General features: G+C 31.6%; 21 protein-coding genes and 1 pseudogene. 16 read left to right on the forward strand and 6 right to left on the reverse strand.

Translation table 11 applies throughout. From position 1 onward, the window contains the following. Window position 1: 1 nt before the first annotated feature. The 3 genes from rplO to map are packed head-to-tail and all read left to right on the forward strand — an operon-like array spanning window position 2 to window position 2,423. The gene (rplO, locus tag CPIN18021_RS00575) at window positions 2-403 is read left to right on the forward strand and encodes a 50S ribosomal protein L15 (RefSeq protein WP_078424163.1); all 402 of its coding nucleotides are present in this window, start codon (window positions 2-4) and stop codon (window positions 401-403) included. Continuing rightward, window positions 403-1,665: a preprotein translocase subunit SecY gene (gene secY / locus CPIN18021_RS00580; protein ID WP_078422716.1), complete on the forward strand. Its 1,263-nt coding sequence runs from the start codon at window positions 403-405 to the stop codon at window positions 1,663-1,665. Before rplO ends, secY begins: the two co-directional genes overlap by 1 nt. Further along, window positions 1,665-2,423 (forward strand): type I methionyl aminopeptidase, encoded by a 759-nt coding sequence (map, locus tag CPIN18021_RS00585; protein WP_078422717.1) that lies wholly within the window; start codon window positions 1,665-1,667, stop codon window positions 2,421-2,423. The genes secY and map overlap by 1 nt, the downstream gene beginning before the upstream one ends. Window positions 2,424-2,940: 517 nt before the next feature. Here the strand turns inward: map and CPIN18021_RS09015 are convergent. The 4 genes and pseudogenes from CPIN18021_RS09015 to CPIN18021_RS08970 form a co-directional block, all read right to left on the reverse strand. After that, window positions 2,941-4,296, reverse strand: coding sequence for a methyl-accepting chemotaxis protein (locus tag CPIN18021_RS09015; protein WP_418226054.1), 1,356 nt, complete (start codon window positions 4,294-4,296; stop codon window positions 2,941-2,943). A 66-nt stretch (window positions 4,297-4,362) separates the two neighbouring features. Next, a pseudogene (locus tag CPIN18021_RS09170) lies at window positions 4,363-4,926 on the reverse strand (cache domain-containing protein); the annotation flags it as partial. Window positions 4,927-5,071: 145 nt separating this feature from the next. After that, on the reverse strand, window positions 5,072-6,652 hold the full coding sequence (locus tag CPIN18021_RS09240) for a methyl-accepting chemotaxis protein (RefSeq protein WP_193431646.1): 1,581 nt from the start codon (window positions 6,650-6,652) through the stop codon (window positions 5,072-5,074). Next, window positions 6,549-7,073 (reverse strand): PDC sensor domain-containing protein, encoded by a 525-nt coding sequence (locus tag CPIN18021_RS08970; protein WP_193431647.1) that lies wholly within the window; start codon window positions 7,071-7,073, stop codon window positions 6,549-6,551. Before CPIN18021_RS08970 ends, CPIN18021_RS09240 begins: the two co-directional genes overlap by 104 nt. A 172-nt stretch (window positions 7,074-7,245) precedes the next feature. Between CPIN18021_RS08970 and flgE the strand changes: the two genes are divergently transcribed. The 11 genes from flgE to CPIN18021_RS00650 all read left to right on the forward strand — a co-directional run bounded on the left by flgE (window position 7,246) and on the right by CPIN18021_RS00650 (window position 20,547). Next, window positions 7,246-9,825, forward strand: coding sequence for a flagellar hook protein FlgE (gene flgE / locus CPIN18021_RS00600; protein WP_078424166.1), 2,580 nt, complete (start codon window positions 7,246-7,248; stop codon window positions 9,823-9,825). An 89-nt stretch (window positions 9,826-9,914) separates the two neighbouring features. Further along, window positions 9,915-11,225: an NFACT RNA binding domain-containing protein gene (locus tag CPIN18021_RS00605; protein ID WP_078424167.1), complete on the forward strand. Its 1,311-nt coding sequence runs from the start codon at window positions 9,915-9,917 to the stop codon at window positions 11,223-11,225. Window positions 11,226-11,236: 11 nt separating this feature from the next. Continuing rightward, window positions 11,237-11,554, forward strand: a complete 318-nt coding sequence (locus tag CPIN18021_RS00610) for a hypothetical protein (RefSeq protein WP_078422721.1) — start codon at window positions 11,237-11,239, stop codon at window positions 11,552-11,554. 81 nt (window positions 11,555-11,635) lie between these two features. Next, window positions 11,636-12,370 (forward strand): phosphatidate cytidylyltransferase, encoded by a 735-nt coding sequence (locus CPIN18021_RS00615; RefSeq protein WP_078422722.1) that lies wholly within the window; start codon window positions 11,636-11,638, stop codon window positions 12,368-12,370. Beyond that, entirely contained in the window at window positions 12,364-13,449 is a 1,086-nt protein-coding gene (gene dxr / locus CPIN18021_RS00620) for a 1-deoxy-D-xylulose-5-phosphate reductoisomerase (RefSeq protein ID WP_078424168.1), read from the forward strand. The genes CPIN18021_RS00615 and dxr overlap by 7 nt, the downstream gene beginning before the upstream one ends. A 25-nt stretch (window positions 13,450-13,474) precedes the next feature. Next, window positions 13,475-14,716 (forward strand): uracil-xanthine permease family protein, encoded by a 1,242-nt coding sequence (locus tag CPIN18021_RS00625; protein ID WP_078422724.1) that lies wholly within the window; start codon window positions 13,475-13,477, stop codon window positions 14,714-14,716. 24 nt (window positions 14,717-14,740) lie between these two features. Continuing rightward, complete coding sequence (locus CPIN18021_RS00630) at window positions 14,741-16,042, forward strand: M99 family carboxypeptidase catalytic domain-containing protein (protein WP_372236838.1); 1,302 nt, start codon at window positions 14,741-14,743, stop codon at window positions 16,040-16,042. Continuing rightward, window positions 16,039-17,037 (forward strand): tRNA (adenosine(37)-N6)-threonylcarbamoyltransferase complex transferase subunit TsaD, encoded by a 999-nt coding sequence (gene tsaD / locus CPIN18021_RS00635; protein WP_078424169.1) that lies wholly within the window; start codon window positions 16,039-16,041, stop codon window positions 17,035-17,037. The genes CPIN18021_RS00630 and tsaD overlap by 4 nt, the downstream gene beginning before the upstream one ends. Window position 17,038: 1 nt before the next feature. Beyond that, window positions 17,039-18,067, forward strand: a complete 1,029-nt coding sequence (pseI, locus tag CPIN18021_RS00640; protein WP_078424170.1) for a pseudaminic acid synthase — start codon at window positions 17,039-17,041, stop codon at window positions 18,065-18,067. A gap of 9 nt (window positions 18,068-18,076) precedes the next feature. Next, complete coding sequence (locus CPIN18021_RS00645; RefSeq protein WP_078422727.1) at window positions 18,077-20,023, forward strand: motility associated factor glycosyltransferase family protein; 1,947 nt, start codon at window positions 18,077-18,079, stop codon at window positions 20,021-20,023. Next, window positions 20,020-20,547: a tetratricopeptide repeat protein gene (locus CPIN18021_RS00650; RefSeq protein ID WP_078405794.1), complete on the forward strand. Its 528-nt coding sequence runs from the start codon at window positions 20,020-20,022 to the stop codon at window positions 20,545-20,547. Before CPIN18021_RS00645 ends, CPIN18021_RS00650 begins: the two co-directional genes overlap by 4 nt. Before the next feature lie 30 nt (window positions 20,548-20,577). Here CPIN18021_RS00650 and efp read toward each other — a convergent pair whose 3' ends face one another. Beyond that, window positions 20,578-21,144 carry an elongation factor P gene (gene efp, locus CPIN18021_RS00655; RefSeq protein ID WP_069632620.1) on the reverse strand — a complete coding sequence of 189 codons (567 nt, stop codon included), beginning with the start codon at window positions 21,142-21,144 and terminating at the stop codon, window positions 20,578-20,580. Window positions 21,145-21,215: 71 nt separating this feature from the next. Further along, on the reverse strand, window positions 21,216-21,527 hold the full coding sequence (locus tag CPIN18021_RS00660; RefSeq protein ID WP_078422728.1) for a type II secretion system protein: 312 nt from the start codon (window positions 21,525-21,527) through the stop codon (window positions 21,216-21,218). 327 nt (window positions 21,528-21,854) lie between these two features. Here CPIN18021_RS00660 and rpmE point away from each other — a divergent pair, with 327 nt between their 5' ends. Both rpmE and rsmI read left to right on the forward strand, forming a co-directional pair. Beyond that, entirely contained in the window at window positions 21,855-22,055 is a 201-nt protein-coding gene (rpmE, locus tag CPIN18021_RS00665; protein WP_069632622.1) for a 50S ribosomal protein L31, read from the forward strand. Between the two features lie 4 nt (window positions 22,056-22,059). Further along, a complete protein-coding gene (gene rsmI, locus CPIN18021_RS00670; RefSeq protein ID WP_078422729.1) occupies window positions 22,060-22,872 on the forward strand; it encodes a 16S rRNA (cytidine(1402)-2'-O)-methyltransferase in 813 nt (270 codons plus the stop codon). Window positions 22,873-22,885: the final 13 nt, after the last annotated feature.

The raw sequence follows: 22,885 nt of genomic DNA on the forward strand, positions 1-22,885 counted from the left end.
TATGGCATTAGAAAAATTAACTCCAGCACCAGGCTCAACAAGAGAAACTAAGAGATTGGGTCGTGGTCAAGGAAGCGGACAAGGTAAAACAGCTGGTAAAGGTCACAAAGGTCAAAGAGCAAGAAAAGGTTACAATGAGAAGCGTGGTTTTGAGGGTGGACAACAACCCCTTCAAAGACGTCTTCCTAAGGTAGGCTTTACTTCTAAAATTGAAAAACCTTACGCTATAAATGTTGAAAAAATAACAGCTATCAAAGAGTTAAGTGAAATTACTATAGCTAGTATAGCTTCTGTTCATAAAATTTCAAAAAGCGTAAATAAAATCAAACTTATCGGAGCTAGTGCAAAAGATCTTGCTTCAAAAGTAAAAGATAGTAACGTTATCGTTAGCGGACAAAAATAATGAATAAAGCATTGACCAACAAGATATTAATCACGTTGGCATTTTTATTCGCATATAGGATACTGGCTTATGTGCCAGTTCCTGGCGTTAATGTAGATGTGATTAAAGATTTTTTTGATTCAAACAGCAATAACGCACTAGGTTTATTTAATATGTTTAGCGGTAAGGCCGCTCAGCGTCTTAGTATTATATCTCTTGGAATTATGCCATACATTACAGCTTCTATTATTATGGAGTTGCTAGCAGCTACTTTCCCAAATTTGGCTAAGTTAAAAAAAGAGCGCGATGGTATGCAAAAATACATGCAAATAATCAGATACGCAACTATAGTTATAACAATCGTTCAAGCTATTGGTGTTAGTGTGGGACTGCAAAGTCTTAACGGACAAAATGGCGAACAAGCTATTATGATAGATATGAACTTATTTATAGCAATAGCGGCTGCTTCTATGCTTACTGGAACAATGCTTCTTATGTGGATAGGTGAGCAAATAACTCAAAGAGGTATAGGAAACGGTATAAGCTTGATAATTTTTGCTGGTATAGTTTCTGGAATTCCAAGCGCGATAAGCGGAACTATAAACTTAGTAAATACTGGTGAGATGAATTTCTTAGCTGTTATAGGTATTTTTCTGATTGTTTTATTAACTATAGGTATTATTATTTTTGTTGAAATGGGAGAGAGACGTATCCCTATCTCATATTCACGCAAAGTAGTAATGCAAAATCAAAACAAGAGAATAATGAATTATATACCTATAAAAGTAAATTTAAGTGGTGTTATTCCACCTATTTTTGCTAGTGCGATTTTGATGTTTCCAAGCACGATAATGCAGGCAAGTACAAATTCATACGTTCAAGCGGTTTATGACTTTTTAAACCCAAATAGCTATGTATTTAACTTTTTAACATTTTTATTTATACTATTTTTTGCATATTTTTATGCTTCTATAACTTTTAATACAAAAGATATAAGTGAAAATTTAAAAAGACAAGGTGGTTTTATACCTGGTGTTAGACCCGGAGAAAATACAGCACATTATCTAAATGAAGTTGCCAGTAGGCTTACTTTTAGCGGTGCCATTTATTTAGGTTTGATATCTACATTACCTTGGGTATTGGTTAAATTTATGGGTGTTCCATTTTATTTTGGAGGCACTTCTGTGCTAATTGTTGTTTCCGTTGCACTTGATACAATGAGACGTATAGAGGCTCAAATTTATATGAATAAATATCAAACTTTAAGTGCGGTAGGCTTGTAATGGCAATCGGTTTAAAAAGACCTAATGAGATTGAAAAGCTTAGAGCGGCAAATGAAATTGTCGCTCGAACTTTAGACTATATAGCAGAGTTTATCAAGCCAGGTATATCACTTCTTGAAATAGACAAGGTGTGCGAAGACATGATAAGATCATCTGGAGCAAAACCAGCTTTTAAGGGTCTTTATGGTTTTCCAAATACAGCTTGTGTAAGCTTAAACGAAGTAGTAATACATGGCATACCGGATAACACAATACTAAAAGAGGGCGATATAGTAGGTGTTGATCTTGGCTCAAATTTAGATGGCTATTTTGGAGATAGCGCTAGGACTTTTCCTGTTGGAACTATATCTAAAAAAGATGAAGAGCTTATAGCATGCAGTAAAGATGCACTTTATTTTGCTATTGATTATATAAGAGCTGGAATGCACTTTAAAGAGCTATCTTATGAGCTAGAAAAATTCATACTCGGTCGTGGATTTGTTCCATTACGTGGTTTTTGTGGACATGGTATAGGAAAACGCCCACACGAAGAGCCAGAGATACCAAACTATCTTGAAGGAAACAATCCAAAAGCCGGACCAAAGATAAAAAACGGTATGGTGTTTTGTTTAGAGCCTATGATATGTCAGTTAGATGGCACTCCGGTTATAGGTAAAGACAAGTGGAAAGTAACATCAAAAGATGGTCTAAATACTAGCCATTATGAACACTGTGTAGCTGTTATAAATGGCAAAGCAGAAATTTTAAGTCAAGTGTAGTTTTTATATTATAATCTATAATTGGCTTAATTATTTTTTGCTATTCTTAACTACTAAAGTTTAAATATAAAAATATCACAATAATAATCCATTAAATTACATTTTTAATAACACAAGTTTTTTTAGCTATGTTAATATTTTTCCCTATTTATTTCTTTTATAAAATTTTATTATGAAAATGATCTTATAGTATACAATTATAATATTTGCAATATACAAAAAACTAAGAACTCGTATGATATAAAATATTTGATTTATAACATATTGAAACAATTTTATTATTAATGCATAAACACATAAAAATTATTATTTTTTATGGTTTATAGTTTCTTATAACTATTGTTTTGTTTTATTATACTTAAGCAAATGGTTTAATATATAAATGGGGTAGTGGTCGGTATACGTTAGCATAATATAAAATTTAGCAATAATAAATAAAATGATATCTTGGTTGTGGAATAAGGTGTATATAGGTAAATACTCCCATTTATAGGGAGTATTTATATTTAGTTAGTTGTTAAAACTTCTTCTTCCTTACATCTTCAACTATAGTCTTAGCCATATCATCTACTTCTAATGTAATTTGATTTGTGTTGTTTGCTATTTTAACATTTTGTTGAGTTAGCATATCTACTTCTGAAACAGATTTATTAATCATATTAATACCTTCTGCTTGTTCTTTTATAGACTCACTCATTTCATTTATTGATTGAGCTAATACATTTGTATTTGCTTCTATCTCTCCTAATGATTTTTGAGTTCTTTCTGCTAGTTTTCTTACTTCATCAGCAACAACTGCAAAGCCTCTACCATGTTCTCCTGCTCTTGCTGCTTCTATAGCTGCATTAAGTGCTAGTAGGTTTGTTTGATCTGCTATATCTCTTATTATTGTTATTATGTTTTTAATCTCTTCTGATTGTCTTATAACATCTTGTGTCTTTTGAGATATTGCATTCATTGAACTGCTCATTTGCTCTACTGCTGCTGCACTCTCTTGTAAAGAACTTGCTTGTGAGTTTGCTCCATTTGTTAATTCATCCATAGAGCTTGATAGTATTTGAGCTTTTTGTTGTAGTGTTTCTGCTTGTTTTAGATTGTTTTTAAGCATATTTGTTATTTCTTCACCAAGTAAATTTACACCACTAGCCATTCTACCTTCATCATCAAGTCTTGATGTAAAGTCTTGTCTTTTATATGAATCAAGTAATCTTAATACATCTTGACCATCTTTTGCTATTGCTTCTTGTAATGCTTCTTGAAGCTCTTTAAATGTTTGTTTTAATTGATTAAGTGCTGGGTTATTTGTATTAGCATCTAATGTAGCTGTAAAATCAGCATCTTTTATCTTATCAACAAAGTGATTTGCTTGTTGGATGAAGTTGTTTTCTTGTGTTTTGCTATCTTGGATTTTAGCTATGTTTTCGTTTATCATTGTTGCCATTTGACCAAATTCATCTTGTGAAGAAACATTTGTTCTTATAGGCTCTTTTATTTCATAATTTAGAAATTTAAAAAATGAAGCTAAACCAGCACTTATAGAAGATATAGGCTTTAAAAAGTAATTTACTGTATAAAGCAATATAGTAACTATAACTATTATGAAAATAATAGAAAATATAGCTTGATGAGTAATCACTCCATTTAGCTCTGTATCATAATCAGACAATGCATTACCAGAACAAACCAGCCAATTAGCCTGTTTATATGCTTGACATGCACCTATTTTATCTACTCCTTTGAAGGTATAGTTAAATGCCTCATCTTTATTTTTTTGATATTCATCTATAAAATGTTTTGTCAAATTTGAAAGAGTAGGATCATTAGACATTATATAGCTAGGATTTGGGTGATAAACCATTTTTAAAGTATCCATGTCAATAACATTTATAACACTTGTTTCACTATCCTTAACATCAGATAATACTTTTAATTTTTCTATAAATACATCTGTGCGTATAACTCCTAAAAGTTTTCCATTAGAATAAAAAGGAGCAGATACAGTTATAGCATTTTTACCAGTGAGTTCATCAACATGTGGATTAGTGAAATAAATATCTCTTTTTTCCACCGCTTTTTTATAATATTCTTTTGATTTAGGATCATAACTATCTTTTTCTTTTGTATATACATTAAATAGTATATTTCCATTATGTCTATTTTCTGCAGCAATCAAATCGCCTTGTTTTTCTCTTATTATATATACACCATTAGAAGCTGGAGATGTTGCATATTTTATCAAATCCTCTTTTAGGATTTCTTCATTGTCTAGCAAATAAGGATTTTCTTCCAGATGTCTTTTTACATCTTTTATAAGACCTATGTTGTCAACAAAGTAGCTTTCTATGAATATCCTCATTGATAAAGAAGCGACTTTTTTTGCCTCTTTTGATAGAGCTGTTATTACTGATGATGTTTCTTTGTAGCTCTGAAATGCAAATATTGAAAAAGAAGCTACAAGTAAACATAATATAACAACGCCTAGTTTGTTAGAAACTTTTTTCATGTTAAACCTTTTATATTTAATTTTCGTGTTAATTTTACATTTTAATAGTTTAAAATAACATTTAATATTTTAATTTATTGGATAAAAATCATATTTATTAATAAAATTTGACACTATGTTGAACCAAAAAATAAAACTTATCTACCTAAAACTTCTTCTTCCTTACATCTTCAACTATAGTCTTAGCCATATCATCTACTTCTAATGTAATTTGATTTGTGTTGTTTGCTATTTTAACATTTTGTTGAGTTAGCATATCTACTTCTGAAACAGATTTATTAATCATATTAATACCTTCTGCTTGTTCTTTTATAGACTCACTCATTTCATTTATTGATTGAGCTAATACATTTGTATTTGCTTCTATCTCTCCTAATGATTTTTGAGTTCTTTCTGCTAGTTTTCTTACTTCATCAGCAACAACTGCAAAGCCTCTACCATGTTCTCCTGCTCTTGCTGCTTCTATAGCTGCATTAAGTGCTAATAGATTTGTTTGATCTGCTATATCTCTTATTATTGTTATTATGTTTTTAATCTCTTCTGATTGTCTTATAACATCTTGTGTCTTTTGAGATATTGCATTCATTGAACTGCTCATTTCTTCTACTGCTGCTGCACTCTCTTGTAAAGAACTTGCTTGTGAGTTTGCTCCATTTGTTAATTCATCCATAGAGCTTGATAGTATTTGAGCTTTTTGTTGTAGTGTTTCTGCTTGTTTTAGATTGTTTTTAAGCATATTTGTTATTTCTTCACCAAGTAAATTTACACCACTAGCCATTCTACCTTCATCATCAAGTCTTGATGTAAAGTCTTGTCTCTTATATGAATCAAGTAATCTTAATACATCTTGACCATCTTTTGCTATTGCTTCTTGTAATGCTTCTTGAAGCTCTTTAAATGTTTGTTTTAATTGATTAAGTGCTGGGTTATTTGTATTAGCATCTAATGTAGCTGTAAAATCAGCATCTTTTATCTTATCAACAAAGTGATTTGCTTGTTGGATGAAGTTGTTTTCTTGTGTTTTGCTATCTTGGATTTTAGCTATGTTTTCGTTTATCATTGTTGCCATTTGACCAAATTCATCATTTGATGAAACGGTAACAAAACTAGGTTTAGCTATTTTATAATTTAAATAATCAAAAAAGCCTTTTAAATCCTCGCCTATATCAAACATTCTTTTACCTAATGTTTTTGAGTATGTCCACATAATAATCATTAAAATTATTATAGATATAGCGGATATTATTATCATAAAATTTCTTAAAGATCTTGCTTCTTGTGTTATTTCATCAGGATCAGCAGTCAAAACAATACCCCAGTTCTTATCAAAATTGTCTATCTCAACAGCTGAGTATATAACTTTAGACTTTTTATTGGTAATAGTAGAAACAATTTCAATCTCTAAAGGTTTTGTGTCAAATAGCGCATCTACAATAGGTTTTGCGTTTGGGTTGATTTCAAGTAGATTTTTTCCTATTAAATTTTTATCTTTATAGGTTATAAGATTTTCTTTATGCGACATAAGTAGTGCATAGTCTGTTTTGTATAGTTTGATAGAATCTACTATTTCTTGTATCTTTTCTATATTCATAGCTATACCCATAGTTCCTACAAATTTATCTTTAGCGTAAACTGGCACAGTAAAAGATGTTATTAAAACATCGGCTCCATTGAAATTGTAAAAATAAGGGTCTAATATAGCTGGTTTTTTTAGTGTCCCTAGCAACAGTAAAACAAAAGGCATCTCTATACTCTTTTGTTCTTTTGGTTAGTTTCGGAGTTCCACTGCTATTTACACTCCAAGGCGCAAAAAGTCCGTTTTCGGCATATAGTAATTCATCTCCGCCATCTTGGTATTTGTTGTAAAATTCTTCATTTGCACTCATAAACCAAATACTCATAAACTCAGGATTACTTTCTTGTATCCTCAGAAACATATCGCCTATAGAATCGGGTGATAATTTACTATCTTGCTCTATAGCTCCTGATATAGAATCCGCAATAATACGAGAACTTTGCAAGGCTCTTGTTAGAAATATAGAAATGTCATTCGCATCTTTTTTTAATTCGCTAGTCATATATTTTATGCTATTTTCATCTTTGATGGCTAATGTCTTAAATGTAACAATAAGAGAAATAAGTGACATTGTACAACTTATAATGGTTATTTTCGTGGAGAGTTTTAGGTTTTTAAACATAGTATTTATTTTGTAAAAAAATTCATATTACAATAAATTTCTTAATATAAGGTTAAGGTCAAAAATGGAACAAATCTTGCTTGTATAATTTTGAAATAAATTTATATCTAAGGATAAAACTATGTTAAGATCACTTTGGTCTGGTGTAACCGGTCTTCAAGCACACCAGATAGCAATGGATGTAGAAAGTAACAATATAGCAAATGTTAATACTGTTGGACACAAATATTCTCGTGCAAATTTTTCGGATATGTTGAGTCAAACACCAAGGATAGCAACAGCCCCACAAGGTGAGCTAGGTGGTCAAAATCCTATGCAAATAGGTCTTGGAACATCTGTTCATTCAACTACAAGAATTTTTTCTCAAGGAACTTTGCAATCAACTGATAAAAATACAGACTTAGCGCTTCAAGGAGATGGATTTTTTATAGTATCGCCCGATGGAGGTAAGACAAATTTATATACTAGAAATGGTGATTTTATAAGAGATAGAGCTGGAAATTTTGTAAACAATAGTGGCTATATAGCACAAGGATGGATTAGAGATGATGAAACCGGAACGATAGATTCAACAGGGCCTATAAGAAATATAGTAATACGAGAAGGACTTACAACCCCAGCTCGTGCTACGACATATATAAATGTAAAGGGAAATCTTGACTCAGGTAACTCAATAGGTCCAAGAAGTATCCCTATATATACTCTTGATTCTGTTGGAAATGGACGTGATTATAACAACGATGGTGTTTTGGATCCTATAGAAATTCATAATGAAAATGATGTAACCAATGATAATTTTTACACAAATAAAAGAAATGAGCAGGTGCTAACAGAAAGAGGTGTTGACCTTGGTGTTATGTTTGATGATAGAGGAAATGGTGTCGCACTAAGACAGGGCCAGGGCATATGGGTAAGCTATGCAAATGCAGAAACTAAAAAATTTAAGCTTGGTAGTAGTGATGCTGCAAATGTTGGAAAATATTTAAAGCTTCAAAATGGCAAACCTGAGCTTAAGGATGGTAAGGTTATCCCAGAGAGTAAGTCTATAGATATAGTTTTAAATGGAGTGCCTATAAAAAGTGCAAATTCTATACAAAGTATAAGCGATGTAGCAAAATTTATAAATGACCAATCAAACAAAACAGGTGTTCAGGCTGTTGTCTCAGATGGAAATAAACTTACTCTTATAAATAGAAATAATACTGGAACATCGGCAGCCACAAAAAATATACATTTGGTTGTAAATAAAGCTGGAAATAATGGAGGAACTGATACTACTGGCTTAGAGAGTATAGATGTTATAACAGCATATCAGTATGAATACACAACTTCTACTGCAAACACAACTCACTCTGCAAATGATAAGATCCCAAGACTTATAAATAGCACAGAAGATCTAAGAAGGGCTATGCAAGAGGATGCAAGAAAATATGTTGATTATAATGGAGATGGAAAAATAGAAAGAGGTACTGTAAAGAAAGTTACTAAGAAAGTAAAAGAATCTTTAACTCAAAATAATAATGGCCAAGATGAAAATGAAAAAATAAATAAAGCCGCAGATGGATTGCAAAAGATCTTAGAAGATGAAAAGATTATAAAACAAAACGAAAGCATTACATCTTACAAAAATGAATTTAAAGCCGCGTTTCATAGAGCAAGAAATAGTGGTCAAGCTTTTGATGTCGCAGCAAAAACAGCGGCACTTTATATAGGAGAGCTTACTAAATTTACTGATTATAATGATGGGGTTAAGGTTAGTGTTAATGCACAAGGTCAGTTTCAGCTAGAAAATCCAAAAGGCGATAATTTTGATCATCCGCTTTATATAAGTATAACAGGTAGAACAACTGAAACGGAAAATGATGCCCCAGCTATAAATGAAAATGTTAGACTTACTAATATGCTTAAATCTCTTGAAGGCTCATTAAGTCCAAGTGAAACTATAAAAACAAGCTCTAAGTTTATGCTTTCAAGCCACGGCTCTACTACCGAGATACACGACTCTCTTGGTTCAAAGCATACTGTAAATATCAAATGGGCTAAGGTTGGAACAACAAATGATGGTGGAACAGAGTGGAATATGGTTATTCAGGTGCCTGAGCCTGCTAAGATAAATTTTTCTGGAGAAGGTCCAGCTAACGTAATAACAGGTTCGCTTAGATTTGGCCCTGATGGTGCTTTGGCCTCATTTAATCCTTCAAGTTTTACATTTAGCGGAAATAACGGCTCATTGCCTGGACAAAGTGTTCAGCTGGATTTTGGACTAAATAGCGATTTTAATGGATTAACCAGTTTTGATAGAGATTCATCAACTGAGTATATAAGGCAAGATGGTTATGAGGGTGGAACCTTAAAAGATGTAAGGGTTGATGAGACTGGTGTTATCGTCGGTGCTTTTACAAATGGTCAAAGCTTTGGTTTGGCTCAGGTTGCTGTCGCCACTTTTACAAATAACGAGGGTTTGCAAGCAGAGGGTGGAAATGTCTTTTCTAGGACTGCAAACTCAGGGGATCCTGTCATAGGAACTGCGGGCAGTGGAAATAAAGGAACTATCGCAGCTGCAAAGTTAGAACAAAGTAATGTTGACTTAAGTAGGGCATTAACGAATTTAATAGTTATTCAAAGAGGTTTTCAGGCAAACTCAAAAGCAATCACAACAAGCGATGAGATGCTAAATACACTTTTACAATTAAAACAATAACAAAACACTTATTCACTGGTAGCTATACCAGTGAATTTATAATACCTTTATTGCATTTTTGGGTATAATGTGCTTTATAAAGGGTTTTTATGAAGTATTCACATCTTTTACAAATAGCTAGCTATCTATCAAATTTTAAAAAAATCACAATTATTAAGCGTGTTGGTAATATGAATATATATATTGGATTTGACAAAAAAGGCTTGTTTTTTGATCTATCAAAATCAGACTCATCTATATATGCAAATGATGATTTTATGCAGATAAAAGAGTATCAAGCACCGTTTGATAATATCATCAAAAAAAGACTTAATAACTCATTTTTGCTTAGTGTGGAGTGCTTAAAAAACAATAGAATTTTAAAATTTATTTGTGAGCAAAAAGGCTCATATAAGAGTATAAAAACGATACTTTATCTTGAGTTTACTGGTAGATTTACAAACGCTATTGTAACCGATGAAAATGGAATAATACTAGAAGCTTTAAGACATATAGATAGTGATTTTAGAAAGATAGAAACTGGAGAAAAGCTAAAAGAGCTTGGCGAGTTTGAGATAAAAGAAAAATCAGTTTTACCTATAAGTGATTTTGATGATTTTTTTGCTAGTGAGTTTGATAGGGTAAATAATGCAAATTTTATCTATACAAAAAATATAAAACTAGCTCAAATAGATAAAAAAATTCAAGCTGTTTTGCAAAATATAAATGCGCTTGAAGATAAAGATGAGCTTTTGATGAGTGCTGATAAAAACTCAAAAATGGCTACACTTTTACTTGCAAATTTATCAAATATAAAAGACTATGAAAGAAAATTTCAGCTTATTGATTTTGATGGAAAGGCTGTTGATTTTATCTTAGATGATAGTCCAAAGGTATTTGCAAATAAGCTTTTTAATAGCTCAAAAAGACTAAAAGCAAAGGCAAGCGGTGTTGATTTGCAAAGGGAAAATTTATCTCAAAAACTTGATTTTTTAAGGAATTTGTCAAACCTAATAAACAGTGCAAATAGTGTTAGTGAGCTTGAAATTTTGCTACCTAAAAAAAATACAATCAAAAAAGATAAAACTATAAATGAAAATATAAAAAGTTTTTATATAAGAGAGTTTAAAATTTTAATAGGCAAAAATGAGAGTGCAAATTTAGAACTTTTAAAAAATGCTAAAAAAAATGATATTTGGGTGCATTTAAAAGACCACCCAAGTCCGCACGTTATCATTAAGACAAATAAGCTAAAACCAGATGAAGATGTGCTTGAGTACGCGGCTAAAATTTGTCTAAATTTTAGTAGTGTTGGAAGTGGTAGATATGAGATTGATTATACAAAACGAGAAAATGTTAAGATAATAAACGGAGCAAATGTAAATTATATCAATTATAAGACGATAATACTTTCAAAATAAAAGGAGCTAAAATGTCAATCACGCCAGCCGGAAATATAAACTTTATAAACCAAAATGCTCCTGTTGTATCAGCTTCTAATGCAAATACGCAAGCTAGGCTTGATATGCAAAATACTATGGCTGCTGAGCTTGCAAATGAAACAAAGGATGAGATAGCAGAGCTAAGACCAGCTGAGGAGACATATAAAATAGACCCTGAAAATCAGCATGAAAAACAAAAAAATCAACAAGAACAAGAGAATAATCAAAGTAATTTGAAAAAAAATGATGAAATAGAACAAGAGACAAGCGAAAATGAAAATTCGTATCATTTGGATATAAAAATTTGATATTTTAAAATTTTAATGTATGAAGTATAAGCAAATTTTAGATAAAATCTTGTAATCTACAATCAAAATAAAGGATTTGTTATGAAACAAAGAGTTATTACTGGTGCATTGATGTTTTTAGCTGTTTTAATCATATTTTTTGTTGATAACTATAATCTAAATTTTATAATTTTAGGTGTGGTTTTATATCTATCGTTTAAAGAAAGTATCCAGCTTTTTAAGCTTGAAGGTTGCGAGAAACTTGTTTTTGTCGCTCTTGCTTTTTATACATTGAGTTTTGTTTCAAATCCGATATTTTGTCTAATTTTGGCAATACTTGTTATAGTCTCTTTTGTGGCTTATCAAAAAAGTGAAGATTTAAATCTTATTTTACCTTTTATATATCCATCAATGCCTATTTTTATGATGTGGGCTATATACTCACAATACGGAGTTGGCTATCTTGCTTGGGTGATATTATCAGTTGCTGCAAGTGATACTGGTGCTTATTTTGTTGGGAAAAAATATGGGCATAGGCCTTTTAGTAAAAGCTCTCCAAACAAAACTCTTGAAGGTGTTTTGGCAGGCTTGTTTTTAGGAACTGTTATAGGCGCTATGTATTCAAGTTATTTTATGGAAAATGCTCTTTATTGCGCTTTTGCTAGTTTCTTGATGTGTACGTTTGGTGTATTTGGAGACTTGTTTGAAAGCTACTTAAAAAGAAGGGTTGATATAAAAGATAGTGGAAATATACTACCCGGACACGGTGGTGTGCTTGATAGGATAGATGGATACTTGTTTGCAGCACCTGTTTTACTTTGGACTTTATCGTGGTAATACTTGGCTCAACCGGCAGCATAGGTAAAAATACTCTTGATATATGCCAAAGATATGGTATCCAAGTAGAGGCTATTAGCTGTAACAATAATATCGAGTTGTTAAACGAGCAAATAGCTAAATTTAATCCAAAATTTGTCTGTGTTGGCGATGAAAAACTAGCTAAAAATATAAAACATAAAAATGTTTTTTGTGGCGAAGAAGGCATTGTTGATATGTTATCTGAGTGCAAAAGCCAAAAAGTTGTAAATGCTCTTGTTGGTTTTGCTGGGCTTAAGCCTAGTTTTAAGATACAAGAAATGGGAAAAACTTTGGCTTTGGCAAACAAAGAAAGCCTTGTTATAGGTGGTAAATTTTTAAAATGCGATCAAATTTTAGCGATAGATAGTGAGCATTTTGGGCTTAAATTTTTGCTTTCCAACTCAGCATCAAAACCGCAAAAACTTATAATAACAGCTAGCGGCGGAGCTTTTTATAAAACCCCTGTAAACGAGCTAAAAGATGTAAAACCAGAAGACGCCTTAAAACATCCTACTTGGAGCATGGGGGCTAAAATAACAATAGATAGCGCTAGTATGGCAAATAAGCTTTTTGAAGTGCTTGAGGCTTATTGGCTTTATGGCGTTAAAGATATAGAGGCTATCGTAGAAAAAACTTCTATGATACATGCACTTGTTGAGTTTAAAGATGGCTCAACAACAGCTCATATATCAGGGACTGATATGAGACTTGCTATATCTCATGCAGTGCTTGATAGTGTTGATGAAAATATAGTTTCAAGTGTTGATTTGCTAAAACTTAAAGAGATAAAATTCCAAGAGATAAGCTTAGAAAAATATCCGATTTTTGGCTTAAAAGATAGGGTTTTGCAAAATCCTGATTTGGGAGTTGTTATAAATGCCGCAAATGAAATTGGTGTTTATGCTTTTTTGAGTAGAAAATGTGGATTTTTAGATATTTCAAAAGTTATATTTGAGTGTGTTGATATTTTTAAAGATATAAGCATAAGTGATAAAAACGATCTTTTTATGATAGATGATGAGGTTAGAAAACAGGCAAAAAAGATACTTAGCGTTTGATGAATTTAATAAAAAAGGAAAAACATTGACAAAATATGAGGGTTATAAATTTAATTTTAGGCAGAGCATTTTAGGTGTTCAGTTTTTATTTGTTGCTTTCGGGGCATTGGTTTTAGTTCCTATTTTGACCGGACTTAATGCAAATGTAGCTCTTTTTACAGCAGGCATAGGAACACTTGCCTTTCAGCTTGTTACTCGTAAAAATGTCCCGCCTATATTTTTAGCTAGTTCTTTTGCATTTATAGCCCCTATGACTTTTTCTATACAAAAATGGGGTGTCTCTGCCACTATGGGAGGCATTATAGCTGCTGGATTTATGTATGTTTTACTTAGCTTTTTGGTTAGATTTAAAGGAGAAGAGTTTTTACATAAACTTTTACCGCCTGTTGTTGTAGGACCTGTTGTTGCAACTATAGGTCTTATACTATCGCCAGCTGCTGTAAAGATGGCTATGGGGGTAGGGAATGAGGCTGTTTATTCTCATGCTCAGTCAATGTTTATAGCATTTTTTACCCTGATTTGCACTATTGTTATTATGACACTTGCAAAAGGAATATTAAAATTAATTCCTATTCTTATTGGAATTTTATTCGGATATTTGGCGTCATTTTTGATGGGTATTGTTGATTTTTCACCTATTGCAAATGCTAGTTGGTTTGGTATTCCTGAGTTTGTATTTCCTAGTTTTGAGTGGCATGCTATCTTATATATGATACCTATAGCGATAGCTCCGGCTATAGAGCATATAGGCGATATGATAACTATTTCAAATGTCGCAAAAGAGGATTTTTTGAAAAAACCGGGGCTTAAAAATACACTTTTAGGCGATGGTATTGCGACTAGTTTGGCTGGATTTTTTGGAGGACCACCAAATACGACATATTCTGAAGTAACAGCTGCTGTTAGCCTTACAAAGTCTTATAATCCAGCTATAATGACATGGACAGCAATAACCGCAATTTGTCTTGCGTTTATTGGAAAATTGGGTGCTGTGCTATCGACTATACCAACTCCTGTGATTGGTGGTATAATGCTACTTTTATTTGGTGTTATAGCAAGTGTTGGTATGCAAATACTTATAAAGCACAATGTTGATTTATCTGATCCTAGAAACATAATCATAGTTTCTTTGATTTTTGTATTTGCTATTGGCGGAATGATTCTTGATTTGCAATTTGTAAGTTTTTCTGGTGTTGGGCTTGGTGCGATAGTTGGTATTGTGCTAAATCTAGTTTTACCGAAAACAAAACATTTTGATGAAGTGTAAAATATTTTATATTAAAGATGGAGAGTGGAGTTGAAGGTTGTTTTTAAATTTTTTGTAATTTTTTTTGGTGTTTTGGCATTTTCTCAGAATTTAGATTATGCTCTTATTAAAAAAGGTGTTCAAGACGACAACACTATGCTTTTGATAGGTGGAATCCAAGGCGATGAGCCGGGAGGTTTTTTGGCGGCTAGTATTGTTGCTACTGATTATAATATAACAAAAGGTAGTCTTTGGGTTGTTCCAAATTTAAATTTTCCAAGCATTATACAAAGATCTCGCGGAACAAAAGGCGATATGAATAGAAAATTTGCCAAGATAGATAAAGATGATCCGGATTATAGAGCCGTTATTAGCATAAAAAAACTTATAACAGATCCAAGGGTTTCTTTGATATTAAATTTGCACGATGGTAGTGGTTTTTATAGTGGTAAATATATAAGCAATGATATAAATCCTTCAAGATGGGGAAGCACTTGTATAGTAGATCAAAAAATTTTACATGGGTCTAGTTATCCGAATTTAGAAGATATTGCTACAAGGGTAAAAGATCATATAAACTCTAAAATTTTAGATGCACACCATACTTATCATGTAAAAAACACAAGAACAGCAGAGGGCGATGTTGAGATGTTGAAATCTCTTACGTATTATGCTGTCACCCAAAATAAATCAGCATTTGCAAACGAAGCTAGTAAAAACCTAAATGCAGAAGAAAGGACTTATTATCATCTTCTTGCGATTGAGGAGTATATGAGAGTGGCTGGTATAGAGTTTACTAGACCATTTGAGCTAGATGTAAAGAGCGTTAAAAAGGCCATAGAAAAAGAAATTCATCTAAGTTTTTTTAATAATATGTTTGTTTTGAATCTTATAGATACTCGCTCGGCTTTGACATATATACCACTTAAAATTGGAGTTGAATTAGAATATGTCTCTACAAACCCTCTTTTGGCTGTTATAAAAGAAGGTAATGGGTATAAGGTTCAATATGGAAATAGATTTGTAACAAAATTAATTCCTCAATACTTCCAATACGGAAAAAAAATAGATATGATAAAAGTCATTGTTGATGGAAAAGAGGAGATACTCCAAAGTGGCACTAAGATAAGTGTTGAAAACTTTTTTAATATAGAAAAACAAAATGGCATAAGAGTTAATGTTATAGGCTATAGCTCTGGTAAAATAGATGAGAGTGATGAAAATATATATAGAAAAAATATGATAACTAGATATTCTACAGATAAAGCCGGTAAGATATATAGAGTTGAGCTATATGAGACAAATAGCAATAAATTTGTAGGTATGTTTTTGGTGGAATTTGTATGATACTTGCTATAGAAAGTAGCTGTGATGATAGCTCTTTGGCACTTTTAAAAATTAATACATTGGAGTTGGTTTATCACAAAAAAATTTCCCAAGAAAGTGAGCATAATTTATTTGGTGGTGTTGTCCCAGAGCTTGCAGCTAGACTTCACACAAAAGCTTTACCAAATCTAGTAGATGAGGTAAAAGAATATTTTAATGATATAAAAGCAGTTGCTGTTACAAATGAGCCTGGTCTTAGTGTAAGTTTGATAGGTGGAGTTAGCATGGCAAAAACTCTAAGTATGGGGCTAAAGGTCCCGCTTATACCCGTAAATCATCTTGTTGGGCATATATATTCGCTATTTTTGGATTCAAAAGCAAGGTTTCCAATGGGCGTTCTCTTGGTTAGTGGTGGACATACTATGGTTCTTGAGATAGATGAGGATAAAAACATTGAAATTTTAGCCTCTACAAGTGATGATAGTTTTGGTGAAAGCTTTGATAAAGTAGCTAAAATGCTTGGTTTGGGTTATCCTGGTGGTAGTATAGTTGCTGATTATGCGACAAAATCAACAAATAAAAACCGCTTTAAATTTCCAATTCCTTTGCTTGGAGATAAAAGGTTAGAATATAGCTTTTCTGGCCTTAAAAATGCAGTTAGACTTGCCATACAAAAGATAGATAATATAAGTGAAAGCGATATTTCTGATATATGTTTTGCTTTTGAAAATGCCGCTTGTTTGCATATAATGGATAAATTAAAGCGTATCTTTGATGAGAAAAAATTTAAAGTTTTTGGTGTAGTTGGGGGTGCGAGTGCGAATTTAAACTTGCGCTCAAGACTCAATGAGCTTTGTCAAAGACACAATGCAGAGCTTTTAATGGCGCCTTTGGAGTTTTGTTCTGATAATGCTTTTATGATAGCAAGGGCAGCTAGAGAAAAATATCTACAAGGCAATTTTATTGATTATAATGAGATACAGATAAATCCAAGAAGTGTTTTAAATAAGGCATAAAATGAAAATAGCAGATTTTGATACCAGTAAAAAAGTTTTTATAATAGCCGAACTTTCGGCAAACCATTCAGGCGAATTAAAAACCGCCATAGAAACTATAAAAGCGGCTAAAAGAGCAGGGGCTGATGCTATAAAGCTCCAAACATATACCGCAGATAGTCTTACATTGGATTGTCAAAATGATGATTTTTTGCTTAAAGATGGTTTATGGAAAGGTCAAAATTTATATAAACTTTATCAAAAAGCGTTAACTCCAAGAGAGTGGCATCTTGAGCTTTTTAAAATAGCCAAAGAGGAGGGGCTTATATGTTTTTCTAGCCCTTTTTGTAAAGAAGATGTTGAATTTTTAGAACAATTCAATCCTCCTGCTTATAAGATAGCAAGTTTTGAGGCGAATGATTGCGATTTTATAAATTATGTTGCTAAAAAATCAAAACCAATGATAATTTCAACAGGTATTATCAATGAAGATGAGATATTATCAGCCGTTAATGCTTGTAAAGAGGCAAAAAATAATGACATAGCATTGCTAAAATGCACATCTAGCTACCCATCTCCTCTAAATGAAATGAATCTAAAAAATATTGCAACAATGAAAAAAGCATTCAACGTAGAGATAGGTTTTTCTGATCATACTTTGGGTATTGTGGCGCCTGTTGTTGCTGTTAGTCTTGGTGCTAGAATAGTGGAAAAACATTTTATTTTAAATAAAAATATAAAAAGTGTAGATGAGGCATTTTCTTTAGATGAAGATGAGTTTAAAGATATGGTAAATGCTGTTAGAAATACTGAGGCTTTGCTTGGACAAGATGAGTTTGTGCTTGATTCAAAAAGTATCAAAGGTAGAGAGTTTGCAAGGTCTATTTATGCAAGCAAAGATATAAAAAAAGGTGAGAAATTTAGCGATGATAATATAAGGGTTGTAAGACCTGGATTTGGTTTGCATCCTAAGTTTAAAAAAGAACTTATTGGCAAAGTTGCTAAAAGAAATATAAAATTTGCCGATAGAATAAGAGAAGAAGATTTATAAGGAGCTCTTTTGAATAACACACAAGATACAATTTTTGAAAAGAATTTGCAGGCACTTTTCCAACAAGATGAAATTTTGGCGGCTCGTCTTTTTGCTATAACATCAAATGAAAAATACGATGTTTATATCGGTAAAAATGATCCTATAGATATAAATATTATAGATAAAAAAACTTTAAAGTATGTGTATAACAACCCACCTAAAGATGTTCACGATATGCTTGAAAGTTTAGAGAAAAAATATAAGCGTTATCCGGTTATGTTTTTTTATGGTCTTGGTAATGGTGTTTTATTTAAAGCTCTTTTGCAAAATAAAACTCATCAAAGGATAGTAGTTGTAGAGCCTGAGCTTGAAATAATTTATATAGCATTAAATTTAATAGATCTTTCAGAAGATATTAGAAGCGAAAGATTGGTATTGTTTTACTCTGAGCTTGCTACATACTCGCAATTTTATTTTTTGGCTTCTAAAAGCGAGTTTTCTGTGTTTTCAAAGCTTTATGATCTGCATGTGCATTCTGAGTTTTATGAGAATTTCGAAGAGGATTTGACAAGGATTAATGCTGATTTTACAAAGGCTATATCTCAAATGGTGGTAAGCCATGGAAACAGCATAGATGATAACTTGCAGGGCATTAGACAAAACTTAGAAAATATCGTTCACACCTTAACTAATTATTCTTATGTGGATTTGGTTAAAAAAAGACATAAATTAATGGATACGGCTGTTATCGTTGCTACTGGGCCATCTTTGGATAAACAGCTTCCTATACTTAAAAAAATAGCGCCTTATGTTAGTGTTATTAGTTTGGATGCCTCTTATCCTATACTTCTTAAACATGGCATTGTGCCTGATTATGTAACTTCTATTGAAAGGGTTGTTGAAACATCTACTTTTTTTGATAAAAAAGATAAAAATATAGATAAAGATATATATTTTATAGTCGCATCTTTAACACATAAAGAAACGATAAAAAAAATACTCCCAAGAAAACTGGTTCTTACAATGCGCCCAACGCAAGATGAAAAGACTATGAGGCTAGATAAGTTCGGCTACCTAGGCATTGGTCATAGCACTGCAAATCAAGCTTATCAGTTTGCTTACGTTTTAGGTCATAAAAATATAGTTCTTATAGGACAAGACTTGGCATTTGCACCAGATGGTTCTAGTCATGCCAAAGGACATGCTTTTGCTCAAAATGATGAGTTTCTTTATACTACTGCTTATGGCGGCGAAGGAGAGGTTAGAACTACTTATATATGGAATTTATTTAAAAACCAATATGAAAAAGATATAGAAAACTCATCAAAAGAGGATGTTGTTACATATAACTGTACTGAGGGCGGTGCTAGAATAAACGGTACTATAGAGCGTGGTTTTGAAGAGACTATGCAAGAGCTTTGTAAAGATAAGGGGATTAAAAATCTACCAAATATAGACAAGGTAAGTTATAAAGAAGCAAATAAACATCTTTTAAAAATTTATAAATACGTGACTAAAAAAACAGCTATACAAAAAGAGGCAAAAAATAAAGTAGAGGCTGCTTTTTTGGAGATTACTCCGAAGATAGATGAGTTGTTGGAATTAAAAAACAATGATAAGATAGAAGAAAAGCATTTTAAGGATTTGGTAAAAATTTCTAAAAAGATAGATAAGCTAAAAGATTTTTTAAGTTCAAAAAGGATTATGGGGCATATAGAAAATATACTTACAATATCTGTATTTTATCAAGAGTTAGAGCTTGCTAAAATCGCGGTAGCTCCAAGCGATACTACAAAGGAAAAAATAGATAAGTTGTTGGAATGGGGCGAGATACATAAGTATTGGATGTTTTCGCTGGCAGGTGGACTTGATGCCGACATACAAACTACCACAAAAGCCAGTAAAAACTTAATAAAAGAGCTTAAAAAAAGAAATATATTTCCTGAAAAAATAAAGCCAAGTGAGAGCAAGTGAAATTTTTTTATTTTTTATTTTTTATTTTATTATCATTGTTTGCAAACGATGATGAATTATTAAAAGAAGCCCAGAATGCTTATAAAGATTATGATTGTGTAAAGGCTGAAAAACTATATAAGCAACTAGCTAATAAAAACAATCCCGATGCTATTTTTACTTATGCATGGATGCTTGAAAAGGGTGAGTGTGTAAAACGTGATTATGCTGAAGCTAGAAAGTATTATGAGCTTGGCATAAAAAGTGATGATGTAAATGTTCAAAAATTATCAAATTATAGGCTTGGTCTTTTGCTTATAGCAAATAGGGGCGGAGATGAAGATGAAAGTAATAGGGTTCTTTCTTTATGGGGTACTGCTGAAAGACTAGGGTATTTCCAAGCAAGTTTGGCTATAGGAATGCTTTATTTAAGAGGCAATATAGTAGAACAAAATGATAAATTAGCTAGAGAGTATTTTAATAGAGCTTGTGATAATGATATAAAAGAGGCTTGCACAATAATATCTAATTTAAAAATAAAATAAATTTAAGCCTAAAAATTTAGGCTTAAAAAATTACTTACTAACTCTTTCTATGTATTCACCACGAACAGTATCTACCCTGATAGTTTCGCCTTCTAAAACGTGAAAAGGTATTTGAATTACTGCGCCACTTTCAAGTGTAGCTGGTTTTTTACCGCCTTGAGAGTCGCCTTTGAAGTTAGGTGGAGTTTCTACTATTTTTAATTCAACAACTTGAGGAACTTCAACACCTATTGCGTTACCGTTGTGAAATAAAATATCTACCATCATTCCATCAATCATCCATTTTTTAACATCGCCAATATCATCATCAGCTATTGAAACTTGTTCGTATGTAACTGTGTCCATAAATTGGCAATATTCACCATCATCATATAGATATTGCATTTGTTTTTCTTCTAAATTTGGTTGTTCGCATTTATCACCAGCATGAAATGTCTTTTCTAAGACTTTCCCATCTACAAAAGATTTGATTTTTGCACGAACAAATGCAGCTCCTTTGCCAGGTTTTACGTGTTGGTATTCAACAATTTTGTAAGGCACGCCGTCCATTTCTATCTTTAAGCCTTTTTTTAAATCACCCATAGAGTATGAAGCCATTTTATCTCCTTAATAATATTAAAAGCTTGCAATTATATCAAAATCAAATTTAAAATTGCAAAGTTAGTTGTCTATACACCTAATACATAATATGTTGTTTCGTTTATTTTCTTTAGATTTATTTTATATTTTTTTGCCCAATTTTGTATAATGTTTTCAACATTTTGTTTTATTTCTTCTATTGTGGCTACATTTTTTATTTTTATTCTATCCTCACTACCGCTCATAGCTACAAAGCAAAGATGAGGTTTTAAATGATCGTGTAGCTCTAAAACTTGTTTTATTTCTAATCCATCTGTGTTGTTTAAAATTCTCTTTATTTGAGCTTCATTAGCTTCATCTGTATTATATCCAAGTTGAGTCAATAAACCTTTGTAATCCATAATATTATCCTTTTTGATGAAATTTATGATAACCAAATAAAAACTTAAATATTTTTATATAATTATCTTTTAAAAAAATAATAACATTTACACTATAACATAATTTTAGTAAAATATAAATAGCTTAACATTCTAAAATTTAAAATTATGTAAGTTAAAAATTTATATACAAATTTTAGTTGATTTTTTAATTGAAATTAATAGAAAAAATACAAATAAACAGGGATTTTGATTGAAAATTTGATTTTTAATTATTTTTTTGATAAAATCACCGCTTGCTTAATTTAGAAATAAATAATAATAAACCAAAACTTTAAGGATTTAGCAATGAAAAAAGAAATTCATCCTGAATATGTTGAGAGTACTGTAACTTGTGCTTGCGGTAATACTTTTAAAACAACTTCAAACAAAAGTGAAATAAGAGTTGATATATGCTCTGAGTGCCATCCATTTTTTACAGGTAGCGAAAAAATAGTTGACAGTGCTGGTAGAGTTGAGAAATTTAAGAAAAAATACGCATTAAAATAATAACTTGATATATTTTATTCCTACTCCGATAGGAAATTTAAAAGACATATCGCTTCACGCACTAGATATTTTGCGTGAATGCGAGATTGTTTTATGTGAAGATACTAGAGTAACCAAATCATTATTTACTCTTTTAAATGATAGATTTAATGCAAATATAGATATTTCTAGTTTTATACCGTTTCACACCCATAATTGTTTTGATTTTTTGGATAAGGTTACTTTGGACTTTTTTTCCAAAAATATAGCTTATGTTAGTGATGCTGGAATGCCTTGTATAAGCGATCCCGGTGTTGAGCTTGTAAGATATGCGCTAAAAAACAATATAAATTATGAGGTTTTGAGCGGTTCAAATGCCTCCATACTTGCCATTGTTGCTAGTGGAATTCTTGAAAAAGAGTTTATTTTTTTGGGGTTTTTACCCAATAATGGCTCTGAAAGAAAGATAGCGATACAAAATGCGATGCATCTTCCTTATCCTGTAGTTTTGTATGAAAGCCCAAAAAGAATTCTTGAGTTGATACAAAATTTATCAAACATAGATCCCGAAAGAGAAATTTTTGTAATAAAAGAGGCTACAAAAAAATTTGAAACCAAGATAAAAGATAGTTCAATAAATTTAGTTGAAAAATTAAAAAATATTAACTTAAATGGCGAATGGTCAGTGGTTATAGATAAATCAAAAAATGTTCCATCTCAAAGCATAACGGTTGATGATATTTATTCGCTCGATATACCTCCTAAAAATAAAGCAAAGCTAATCAGTAAAATTACTGGTGAAGATGTAAAAAAAATATATAACAATATTATAAAATAAGTAAATTTTTACT

Source organism: Campylobacter pinnipediorum subsp. caledonicus, assembly GCF_002022005.1.
GTDB lineage: Bacteria > Campylobacterota > Campylobacteria > Campylobacterales > Campylobacteraceae > Campylobacter_A > Campylobacter_A caledonicus.

Bases quoted from the DNA above. Each gene is read 5' to 3' on its own strand.
- pseI (WP_078424170.1), top strand. From the start codon at position 17,039: ATGAAAATAGCAGATTTTGATACCAGTAAAAAAGTTTTTATAATAGCC.
- CPIN18021_RS09015 (WP_418226054.1), bottom strand. From the start codon at position 4,296: ATGGATACTTTAAAAATGGTTTATCACCCAAATCCTAGCTATATAATG.
- CPIN18021_RS00605 (WP_078424167.1), top strand. From the start codon at position 9,915: ATGAAGTATTCACATCTTTTACAAATAGCTAGCTATCTATCAAATTTT.
- efp (WP_069632620.1), bottom strand. From the start codon at position 21,144: ATGGCTTCATACTCTATGGGTGATTTAAAAAAAGGCTTAAAGATAGAA.
- flgE (WP_078424166.1), top strand. From the start codon at position 7,246: ATGTTAAGATCACTTTGGTCTGGTGTAACCGGTCTTCAAGCACACCAG.
- rpmE (WP_069632622.1), top strand. From the start codon at position 21,855: ATGAAAAAAGAAATTCATCCTGAATATGTTGAGAGTACTGTAACTTGT.
- CPIN18021_RS08970 (WP_193431647.1), bottom strand. From the start codon at position 7,073: ATGTCACTTATTTCTCTTATTGTTACATTTAAGACATTAGCCATCAAA.
- tsaD (WP_078424169.1), top strand. From the start codon at position 16,039: ATGATACTTGCTATAGAAAGTAGCTGTGATGATAGCTCTTTGGCACTT.
- secY (WP_078422716.1), top strand. From the start codon at position 403: ATGAATAAAGCATTGACCAACAAGATATTAATCACGTTGGCATTTTTA.
- CPIN18021_RS00615 (WP_078422722.1), top strand. From the start codon at position 11,636: ATGAAACAAAGAGTTATTACTGGTGCATTGATGTTTTTAGCTGTTTTA.
- CPIN18021_RS00660 (WP_078422728.1), bottom strand. From the start codon at position 21,527: ATGGATTACAAAGGTTTATTGACTCAACTTGGATATAATACAGATGAA.
- CPIN18021_RS00610 (WP_078422721.1), top strand. From the start codon at position 11,237: ATGTCAATCACGCCAGCCGGAAATATAAACTTTATAAACCAAAATGCT.
- rplO (WP_078424163.1), top strand. From the start codon at position 2: ATGGCATTAGAAAAATTAACTCCAGCACCAGGCTCAACAAGAGAAACT.
- map (WP_078422717.1), top strand. From the start codon at position 1,665: ATGGCAATCGGTTTAAAAAGACCTAATGAGATTGAAAAGCTTAGAGCG.